6 protein-coding genes and 1 pseudogene are annotated in these 10090 nt (G+C 59.4%); 5 read left to right on the forward strand and 2 right to left on the reverse strand.

Annotated elements, in window-relative coordinates:
* Both AWB76_RS41940 and AWB76_RS43200 read left to right on the forward strand, forming a co-directional pair.
* A partial coding sequence (locus tag AWB76_RS41940) for a hypothetical protein (protein ID WP_208606664.1) occupies positions 1–212 on the forward strand: 212 nt, incomplete at its 5' end.
* Between the two features lie 95 nt (positions 213–307).
* Positions 308–583: pseudogene (locus AWB76_RS43200) on the forward strand (GNAT family N-acetyltransferase); the annotation flags it as partial.
* A 424-nt stretch (positions 584–1007) separates the two neighbouring features.
* Here AWB76_RS43200 and AWB76_RS37955 read toward each other — a convergent pair.
* A complete protein-coding gene (locus AWB76_RS37955; RefSeq protein WP_061165222.1) occupies positions 1008–1832 on the reverse strand; it encodes an H-NS family nucleoid-associated regulatory protein in 825 nt (274 codons plus the stop codon).
* Positions 1833–1981: 149 nt separating this feature from the next.
* On the opposite strand from AWB76_RS37955, the gene AWB76_RS37960 reads away from it, so the two are divergent.
* A complete protein-coding gene (locus tag AWB76_RS37960; protein ID WP_244173698.1) occupies positions 1982–3754 on the forward strand; it encodes an ATP-dependent nuclease in 1773 nt (590 codons plus the stop codon).
* Positions 3741–5165, forward strand: a complete 1425-nt coding sequence (locus AWB76_RS37965) for a UvrD-helicase domain-containing protein (RefSeq protein WP_082864634.1) — start codon at positions 3741–3743, stop codon at positions 5163–5165. The genes AWB76_RS37960 and AWB76_RS37965 overlap by 14 nt, the downstream gene beginning before the upstream one ends.
* A 230-nt stretch (positions 5166–5395) precedes the next feature.
* Here the strand turns inward: AWB76_RS37965 and AWB76_RS37970 are convergent, their stop codons facing one another.
* Positions 5396–7663, reverse strand: a complete 2268-nt coding sequence (locus AWB76_RS37970; protein WP_061165220.1) for an NADP-dependent malic enzyme — start codon at positions 7661–7663, stop codon at positions 5396–5398.
* A 1635-nt stretch (positions 7664–9298) separates the two neighbouring features.
* Here AWB76_RS37970 and AWB76_RS37975 point away from each other — a divergent pair.
* Positions 9299–10066 carry a Tar ligand binding domain-containing protein gene (locus tag AWB76_RS37975; protein ID WP_061165221.1) on the forward strand — a complete coding sequence of 256 codons (768 nt, stop codon included), beginning with the start codon at positions 9299–9301 and terminating at the stop codon, positions 10064–10066.
* Positions 10067–10090 lie beyond the last annotated feature (24 nt).

A 10090-nucleotide genomic window follows, 5' to 3' on the forward strand; every position in this document is an offset into this window, starting at 1 on the left:
GGGCAAGTAAGGGGTCTAATATCAACGCATCAGGGCACTTCCACGATGACATGAACCCTCGGTACTTCAGCAACCTGCTAGGCGAATGTCCGTTAAGCGAAGCGCACTGGCTCAAGTCGGCCGGGCTAGTCGTCACCGAATTAGTGAGCGAGCCGGGTTTCCACTTGCACGATCGCGGGCTTCGGCTTGCCCCGAAAAAAGGTGCTGCGTAAAGGCGCGTCCGAAGGCCGCCACCTATTGAAAGCGTCGCGATTAATCACCGACGCGGCGAAGATCGACTGGCGTATTTGCATGGCCCTTCTGGCGCCTAGGTTACGCCGCCGACGCCGCCGCAGCCGCAATCCGCTTCGGGTTCGAGTCGCTTCAGTTGCCCGCGATTGTGTCCAACGCTGGCGTAGCCAATGAAAGATCCATGCGGCTTATGTCGAAGCTCGGAATGCTGCTCGACCTAAATGGCATTTCGACCATCCGCAGGTCCGCGAGGGGAATGCACTGCGCCGCCAGGTTCCGTACCGGCCTACGCCGAGCCGGTGGCTCGCTCAGCCTGTGCGATGCCAGCATAAATGAAATCAGACAGGGCTGATTTCATTGGAGTTTCTTAGTAAGGCCGTCACGACGATCGCGGCGGAGTAACAATAACCCGAAAGCGTCCGACGTCCGTGCCATCAAAAGTGAAACTTGACGCCAATCGCACAATGCGGCGGAAGATCGGAGACCGCATGGGCCTGGTCCGAAAATGAAGGGGCGATCGAGGTCGTCCGCCAGTTCGTTGGACCAGGCCTCCCGCCTCCATTCAATTACCGTTCTTCGGAAGCGCATGGGGGCGGCACCGCCTCGACCAGGCCAAGAAGGGACGGCCACGACGGCCCGCCATTGGACGTCCGAACGGCGGTTGCAATGCAAAGATCTGCACGGGACAAAACAGGCTTCGAGTGACGCCTCATCAAGGCAACAAAGCGGTGGCTCAATCGGACCCCCGCCTTCCGTCGATCTATGATTTGCAGGCTCTACACCGAGGTCCCTACGCCCGATACATTCGGTTCGACGGCGGGCGTAGGTGCTTCGGCAACTATCAATTTCTTCGCCGCAACCTGCTTGGTCGACGCACGTCTCACGGGCGCCTTTTTAGCCGCCGTATTCTTGGTCGCCAGCGCGGCCTTCTTGCCAGTCGAGGACGCTGTGTTAACAGCCTTCTTTGCTGACTTGGTGCTTGGCGTTTTCTTAACAGCTGCCTTCTTGGATGCAGTCTTTTTCGCCGCTTTCTTCCCGGCAACCTTTTTCGTCGCGTTTTTGACAGGTGGTGCCGACTCAGATTTCGCTAAGGCAAGCTCTGGTTTCTCAATCAGAAATTGCGTCCGATCCTTGGCTGCGGCTAACCAGGCAGGCGCACGACCGCGACCGCTCCACGTCTCGCCGCTCGCCGGATCGCGATACTTTGGCGCTTGCGGACCGCGCACGTAGTCGCCCGCTTTCGGCTTTCTTTCAGCAACTGCCGCCGGTTGACTGGTTGCACTGGCGAGAAACTTGTCGCGATTTTTCGCAGTTGCGATCCATGCCGGCGCGCGTCCATGCCCAGTCCATGTCGCCCCGGTCTTCGGATCGACGTACTTGGCCACGCCCGACGTTGCTGATTTAGTTGCGGCCGCGGATTTGCGACCGGCGGCTCGCTTTTGCTTACTGAAATGGGCCGCGATATCATCAGGCGTCAGGCCGTGTTTCTCCATCAAGTCACGAATTTTGCCGAGGACCGCCGACGACTCCTTCTTTGCGATCGCTTCGGCTTGCGCCTGAAGCTTGGCGATTTTGTCTTGCAATCCTTTGAGCGTCACCATCGATTTCCCCTTACCGGTAATCGACGCACTATGCCACACTAGACTTATAAAAAACATCGCGCGACGCCTCGGCCCGCGTCGATGCCGAATGAGTTTCTCATCCGAATTAGTACGCGCGAGTAGCGAGATGGGTCTCGTGGACAGCTTCCGTGGCCCTGGACTATTTGCCGGACCAACTGAGAGGAAACATGACGCGCGTCCGTCGCCTAAAAATTCGCAACTTCCGCTCGATAAGGACGCTAGATTGGGCACCATCCAACGGCGTGAACTGCCTTATTGGTCCGGGTGACAGCGGCAAGTCGAGCATCCTCGATGCGATCGACTTATGCCTTGGAGCGCGGAGAAGCGCGCCTTTCGGTGACACAGACTTCTTCGGCCTGGACGTCAACCGGACCATCGTGATTGCAGTCACGCTCGGCGCACTACCGGACGCGCTGAAGAACATTGATACCTACGGAGAGTTCCTTCGCGGATTCGATCTCGGCACCGGGCAGCTTGAAGACGAGCCGCGCGCTGGTCTGGAAACGGTTCTGACGCTGAAACTCGAGGTCAACGGCGACCTGGAGCCGAGTTGGGCGCTCTATTCCGAGCGAGCGGCCCACCAGCAACTCGAACGGTCTCTGGCTTGGAAAGACCGCAGCCTTCTCGCACCAGCCCGAATCGGGACCTACGCAAACACAAATCTTTCCTGGGCAAGGGGCTCGGTGTTGAATCGGCTCACGGAAGAGCGCGCGAACCTTGGCTCGGAACTGGCGGCAGCCGCGCGTGCCGCCCGGGCCACCTTCGGCACGCAGGCTGGCCCTCAGCTCGCCCAGACCCTGCAAGTGGTCACCCAGACAGCTATCGGCCTCGGCGTAGCCGTTGGTGCGAGCGCTCAGGCGCTGCTTGACGCTCACTCGGTATCGATTGGAGACGGTGCTATCGCGCTCCATAGCGACGCCGGCATTCCTCTGCGCTCGCTTGGCACCGGTTCGGGGCGGCTCCTCGTCGCCGGGTTGCAAAGGGCCGCAGCGGCGGCAGCCACCGTCGCCTTAGTAGACGAAGTTGAGTACGGACTTGAGCCGCACCGGCTCATGCGACTGCTCGACTCACTGGGAGTGAAGGACGCGACTCAGCCGCTGCAGGTCTTTATGACGACCCATTCACCGGTTACGCTCAGGGAGCTCGCTGGCGACCAGCTTTTTGTCGTCCGTCGGCGTTCTGGCGCCCACACGGCCACGCGCGCTGGTACGGACGACGGCATACAGGGGTCATTGCGCAAAGCACCCGAGGCCTTCCTGTCCAAGTCGGTCATCGTCTGCGAAGGCGCCAGCGAGGTAGGATTTGCTCGCGGGATGGACCAGTGGTGGGTCCACTGCGGCGCGACGTCATTCTTGGCCCACGGAGGCTCATATGTGGATGCAGGCGGAGGAAGCCCGGACCAATGCTTCACACGTGGTGAGGCGTTCCTGAAGTTGGGCTATCGCGTCCTCGTCTTCATTGATGCGGACAAGCCTGTTTCAACCGTGGGACTCGTGGAGAGGTTCCTGGCGGCTGGTGGCCAGTACCTGACGTGGCGGCCCGGCTTGGCACTTGAGGACGAGCTGTTCCGACATTCAAGCAATGATGCGGTGCACGCGTTGCTGAACAAGGCAGACGAGATGGTCGGCCGCGAGCTCATGGCCGAGCACATCAAGTCTAAATCAAACGGACAACTCACCTTAGATGCCATCGAGGCTGAACGGCTGAATGGCGGCTATACACCTGCAAGCCGAGCATTGCTCGGACTTGCCGCTCGCAACAGCAAGAACGGCTGGTTCAAGACAGTGAGCGGTTTCGAGGCAATCGCCAAGGACGTCGTCGGCCCTCACATAGCGAATGCAGAGTCGGGCTTCGTCGAGATTACGAACCAGCTATGGGGGTGGACGCGTGCCGCCGCCTGAAATCGACATCTTTCAGGCGCGCCTAGGCTCAGTTACCGCGCCAGCAGGATGCGGCAAGACCCAGCTCATCGCCGACGCGCTAACTCAGCACACGGACAACAAGCCGGTCTTGGTGCTGACGCACACCAACGCTGGAGTCGCCGCTCTACGCGCTAGGCTGCAGCGTGGCTTAGTTGCTAGCTCAGCGTACAGGCTGTCGACCATCGACGGTTTTGCGATGCGGCTAGCAGTGAAGTTTCCGCTCCGCGCGGGCCTCGACGCGCGCGTTCTCGAACTGGCCAACCCGAACGCCGACTACCCTGTTGTCCGAGGTGCCGTGCAACGGCTCCTGCGCGCCGGTCACATCACCGACCCCATAACGTCCACGTATTCGCGTTTGCTGGTCGACGAGTATCAAGACTGCAACACCGCGCAGCACGCCATCGTGTGTTCCATCGCGCAGGCACTTCCCACTTGCATCCTTGGTGACCCAATGCAGGCGATATTCGGCTTTCGCGATCCATTGGTCCACTGGGAGCATGAGGCCCAGGCTGTGTTCCCGCCTATCGGCTCACTGCAGACGCCTTGGCGATGGCGACTCGCAGGCATGGACGCGCTGGGCATCTGGCTACTTCAAGCCCGCGCATCATTACAGGCTGGCCATCCTGTGGACCTGCGTGAAGCGCCAGACGGAGTCCATTGGGTTCAACTAACCCAGGGCTCGGAACTGCAGCAGCGGCTGGTGGCAGCCCGGACAGAAGCGCCAAACCGAGAGGGCCGCGTTCTCGTCATTGGCGACGCCATCAATGTAAATGGTCGTCATCAGCTCGCCATGCAGACGCCGGGCGCCACTTCCGTCGAGGCAGTCGACCTGAAAGACTTGGTGGCATTCGCCCGCGAATTCGATTTGGCAAGTCCCAACGCGCTGCGCCAAATAGCCGAGTTCGCGACTTCTCTGATGACAGGAGTGGGTGCTGCCAACTTTCTCAGGCGAGTCGAAACGATACGTTGCGGCCGAGCCCGCACGCCCGCGACTCCAGCAGAAGCCGCAGCACTGGCATTCCTGGCGGCCCCCAGCCACACGACCTCCATTAACTTGCTCCTGTCCCTCGCGGATCAACGCGAATCACGCGTCTACCGGCCGGAAGTGCTGCACTGCTGTATCTCAGCGCTAAGAGCTGCCGGAGGCAAAGGAGGATTCTTTGGCGCGGCGATTCAGGCCCGTGAGCGAAACCGTCAACTGTGTCGACCATTGGGTCGGCGCGCCGTTGGAAGCACCCTTCTTCTGAAAGGGCTGGAGGCTGACGTCGCGGTCATTCTTGAGCCCGAGCGCATGACTGCGCAACACCTTTACGTGGCACTCACCCGAGGCGCAAAGCGAGTCGTCGTTTGCTCGGCGACGCCTTTGTTAACGCCCTCCACGGGCCGCTAGCAAGCTCTCATTGAATAAGTGATCCCCTCCCAATGGCGGCGCTCCGGCTATCAACGGCCGGTAGGCGTTCAATATCGGCCGCAAGCAGGCGTTGGCGGTCGAGACTCGAGCGGCTCCGGTCGCAGGTGTCGATGAGTCCGACAAGCAGCCGAACGGGATTAGCGACCAAGGGGGACTCGACGAGGGACTGGTCGCGGGCTCCGCTCACGAAGTAATGATATCAACTTTGCTCACTTGGCGGCATTCGCGCTCGCCACCGCCGTCATATTGATGATCCGACGCACGGTCGCCGCCGGCGTGAGGATATGAACCGGCTTCGCGGCACCCAACAAGAACGGCCCGACCGTCACGCCTTCGCCGCTCACCATCTTGAGCAGGTTATACGTGATGTTCGCCGCCTCGACGTTCGGCATGATGAGCAGATTCGCCTCGCCATGCAGCGTCGTGCCGGGGAACGAAGCCTTGCGCACGGCTTCCGAGAGCGCCGCGTCGCCGTGCATTTCACCGTCGATTTCGAGATCCGGCGCGCGCTCGGCGATCAGCTTGCGCGCTTCGGCCATCCGGCTCGCCGATGCGCTCGGCACGCTGCCGAAGTTCGAATTCGACAGCAGCGCGACCTTCGGCTGCACGCCGAAACGCTCGATCTCGCGCGCGGCGAGAATCGTCATGTCGGCGAGTTGTTCGGCCGTCGGCGTCTCATTGACGTACGTGTCGCTGATGAACAGATTGCGCCCTTGCAGCATCAGCAAGTTCATCGCCGCGAAGTTGTTGGCGCCTTCGGCCTTGCCGAGCACCTGATCGATGAACTTCAGATGATCCTGATACGTGTCGATGAGACCGCAGATCATCCCGTCCGCGTCGCCGGTATGAACCAGAATCGCGCCGATCAGCGTGTTGAACTTGCGCAGCGCGGCCTTCGCGCTTTCGGGCGTCACGCCCTGACGCGCGGCGATCTCGTGATACGCCTGCCAGCTCTTCTGATAACGCGGATCGTCTTCCGGATTCACGATCTCGAAATCGACGCCTGGCTTCAGCTTCGAGCCCATCTTCTGCAGACGCATCTCGACGACCGCCGGACGCCCGATGATGATCGGCTTCGCGATCTTCTCCAGCAGCACGAACTGCGCGGCGCGCAGCACGCGCTCGTCCTCGCCTTCCGCGAACGCGATGCGCGCCGGCGCCGCCTTCGCCGCCGCGAACACCGGGCGCATCACCATGCCCGTGCGATACACCGTCGCGCCGAGCGTCTCGCGATACGCGTCCATGTCCTTGATCGGACGCGTCGCCACGCCCGAATCCATCGCGGCTTGCGCGACAGCCGGCGCGATCTTGATGATGAGGCGCGGATCGAACGGCTTCGGAATCAGATATTCCGGACCGAATTCCAGCGAATGACCTTCGTATGCCTTCGCGACTTCATCGCCCTGATCGGTCTCTTCGGCGAGTTCCGCGATCGCGCGCACGCACGCGAGCTTCATCTCTTCGGTGATCGTCGTCGCGCCGACATCCAGCGCGCCGCGGAAGATAAACGGAAAGCACAGCACGTTGTTGACCTGGTTCGGATAGTCCGAACGGCCCGTCGCGACGATACAGTCCGGACGCACGCGCTTCGCTTCTTCCGGGCGGATTTCCGGCTCGGGATTCGCGAGCGCGAGAATCAGCGGCTTGTCGGCCATCGTCTGGACCATCTCGGCCTTCAGCACGCCCGCGCTGGAACAGCCGAGGAACACGTCGCAGCCGTGCATCGCATCGGCGAGGGTGCGCGCGTCGGTCGACGCCTGATAGCGCTCCTTCGACGCATCCAGATTGCCGCGGCCTTCGTAGATCACGCCCTTCGAATCGATCACGAGCGTGTTCGACTTCTTCAAACCCAGATGCACGAGCAGATCCAGACACGCGATCGCCGCCGCGCCCGCGCCCGAGCAGACGAGCTTCACTTCCTCGAGCTTCTTGCCGACCACTTTCAGGCCATTGAGAATCGCCGCCGAAGCGATGATCGCCGTGCCGTGCTGATCGTCATGGAAAACGGGAATCTTCATGCGCTCGCGCAGCTTCTTCTCGATATAGAAGCATTCCGGCGCCTTGATGTCTTCGAGATTGATGCCGCCGAGCGTCGGTTCGAGCATCGCGATCGCATCGACGAGTTTGTCCGGATCGGTTTCAGCCAACTCGATGTCGAACACGTCGATGCCCGCGAACTTCTTGAACAGGCACCCTTTGCCTTCCATCACCGGCTTGGCCGCGAGCGGGCCGATGTTGCCGAGTCCCAGCACGGCCGTGCCGTTCGTCACGACGCCGACGAGATTCGCGCGCGACGTGTACTTCTGCGCGTCGAGCGGTTCGTCGTAGATCGCCATGCAAGCGGCCGCGACGCCCGGCGAATACGCGAGCGAGAGATCGAGCTGGTTGGATAGCGGCTTGGTCGGAGTAACCGAAATCTTGCCGGGGCGGGGATTCTGGTGATATGCGAGGGCGCTTTGCTTGAGTTGTTCATCCATCTTACTGTCAGTTATAGAAGTGCCTGCGATGCCCGCGTACTTAGTTTGTACATTTTCTGAACCACCTAAGATTTTTCGCCGGAGCCAGTTCTAAGGCAACCACTGCCACATCAAAATTGGTTGCCGCCCGTGCGTAATTCGCGGCGCGGAGACTGCGGCGACGTTGATGTTGGCCGCTAAAAGGAGAGATTCCCCGCTAGCGTTGTGAGCTCCAGCCAATAACCTTATCGCCAATTCGCTGCGGGCCCATTTATGCGCACAAGAAAACTCTGCTAAGCGCTCACGGTCCAAGATCGATCTCCTCGCACCCGCTAGAATCGGTAGAGACTGGACAAGAGGTGCAGCTATTAAAAAGACCTTTGGTGTCTGTCGGTTAGTCCTCTCAAAGAGCGAACCTACTTTACCGAGCAGCCGGCTTTTTTCCAGCCCTCTTGAATCCGTGGTGCCATCAGCGGTCAGCTTAGATCAAGCGCTGAATAGAAGATTGTCACTACCGCTACTTCTTAGCCACACCTACGCAGAACAACTATTCGCTTTGCGCAGAGGACGCCTCGTCGAGCGCAAAATATCTTTCACGTATATGACGAAAGTCTGTATCTCGCGATTGCGATGGCCCAACGCTCGAACGCATCCGATGGATGATACGTGTGTCGCTTCCGGTGGATTGCCGTCAAAGTCTCATTTACGGCCGCTTCAACCAGCCCCGGGGACACGAAGTGGGAAAAGCAGTGCTCAAGACAACATGCGATGTGCGCCAGCAGCAGTTCATATTGCTGCCGATCCCCAGCAAACGCGGCGATTGCTAAGGTATCCCACTCTATAGATACCGGCGCCGATCTCCAGAGACGTTCTAGGTCTGGAGCCGTTGGCGTTTTGTGGTTCGTGGTCCTGCTAGAACGCTCGCGGTGCAGCCAACGCGGACGCAACCACATGGTGTGATTCCTCCAGTTTACGGCGGAAGTAGCGCGCGATGTGTAGTTCGCGGCTTCCCCTCCAGAGCACGGCTGGTGGGTACCCAGCACTTAAGGCAAGATCATCAGCGACCCTCGCAGCGGCCCACGACCGAAAGCGGCCGCTATCCACAACTCCGCGGTCAGCAAACCACTTCCGGGCCAAACGCAGTGGCACGGCTCGAACGGCATCTGCGTTTTTCGTGCTTTCCAGCGAAGCGGTACGTTGCTTCGGAGCGTAGTCAATACTGCGCATAGTGACGAATGCTCTTGCTCTGCGCAAGCGAAGTGTTCCTGCAGAAGTAGTGCGCACCAATCCATCTAACGGCGAGTGCACAACGACGCAAACATGTTGTAAATCATTCGAATGAAAAAGTCAGCATACCTTGGCCTATCCCGGCGTTTGACCACGCAAAGATAACGGAGCAGCCTCAGTTTTATTCCGACTGTCGAAAGATAAAGCGACCCAAGCGCCCGTCGACTTTACCATTTCATAAACCCTGCATAGATTTCGTAAATTATTAGACAGGTCTATTAGCAACTAAAAAAATACGATATGTCTCAGAAAAGGCATTTAGTGACGGTTTGCAGTGTCGATAACAACATTAGAAGTGCAAGGCGCGGTATCGCGGCATGCGCCATCTCTTCCCGTTTCTCACATGCGAACGTAACCCAGAATTGAAGAATGAAGAACTTGACGATTCAAGCGCGCCTCACGCTCACAATGATCTTCCTCGGGATCCTACTGACAATGTCCGTTGCTCTGGGCATCTTCGGGATGATGCAAATGGATGCATCAGCGAAGGACGTCGGTCTTAGCAGCCTGCCCGCCGTCTATGCATTAGGCATCTCAGACAGGTCAATGAACCGAGCGCGTATCCTGCTCGATCACTATGCGCTCGACCGCGACAACCCCGCGGCGACGGGCATTCGCGCAAAAGCCTTCGAGTCGTTGACAGATTCCGACGGATGGTATCGAAAGTATGACGACATTCCCCGAGACGGCGACGAGGACATTCTGGCTAAGACCGCAGTTGATGCTCGTACTCAGTTGCGCAAATCTATCGAAGGCTTCGCTGCGGCGATCGATCGGCGCGATCAAACCGCGATCGTCCGATTCGCGGGAGAGGCAGTCCCTACTGCTTACGAGCGTGCCAGCACCGCGATGCGGAAGCTCGAAGACTACCAGCTTGAAGATGCCATGCGTCAGAACAGGGAAAATGACCGGCGGTTTGCAACCCTGCGGTTGATCTATCTGTCGGTGCTCGTTGGAGGAGTCGCAGCGGCCGCCCTAGGATGGTGGTTTCTCCGCCGGGCAATCATGACGCCGCTAGCTATGGCGCTAGACCACTTCGCCCACATTTCTGAGGGCGACCTATCCCAAACGATAACCATCAATTCGGTATGCGACTCGGCACGACCGTATCTCAGTGCTGAATATTTCGACGCATGATGGGCGCGTTCAGCTTGACGGAGA

The organism is Caballeronia temeraria (assembly GCF_001544795.2).
Classification (GTDB): domain Bacteria; phylum Pseudomonadota; class Gammaproteobacteria; order Burkholderiales; family Burkholderiaceae; genus Caballeronia; species Caballeronia temeraria.

Coding starts and splice junctions, on each gene's coding strand:
- AWB76_RS37975 (WP_061165221.1), top strand. CDS start 9,299: ATGAAGAACTTGACGATTCAAGCGCGCCTCACGCTCACAATGATCTTC.
- AWB76_RS37970 (WP_061165220.1), bottom strand. CDS start 7,663: ATGGATGAACAACTCAAGCAAAGCGCCCTCGCATATCACCAGAATCCC.
- AWB76_RS37955 (WP_061165222.1), bottom strand. CDS start 1,832: ATGGTGACGCTCAAAGGATTGCAAGACAAAATCGCCAAGCTTCAGGCG.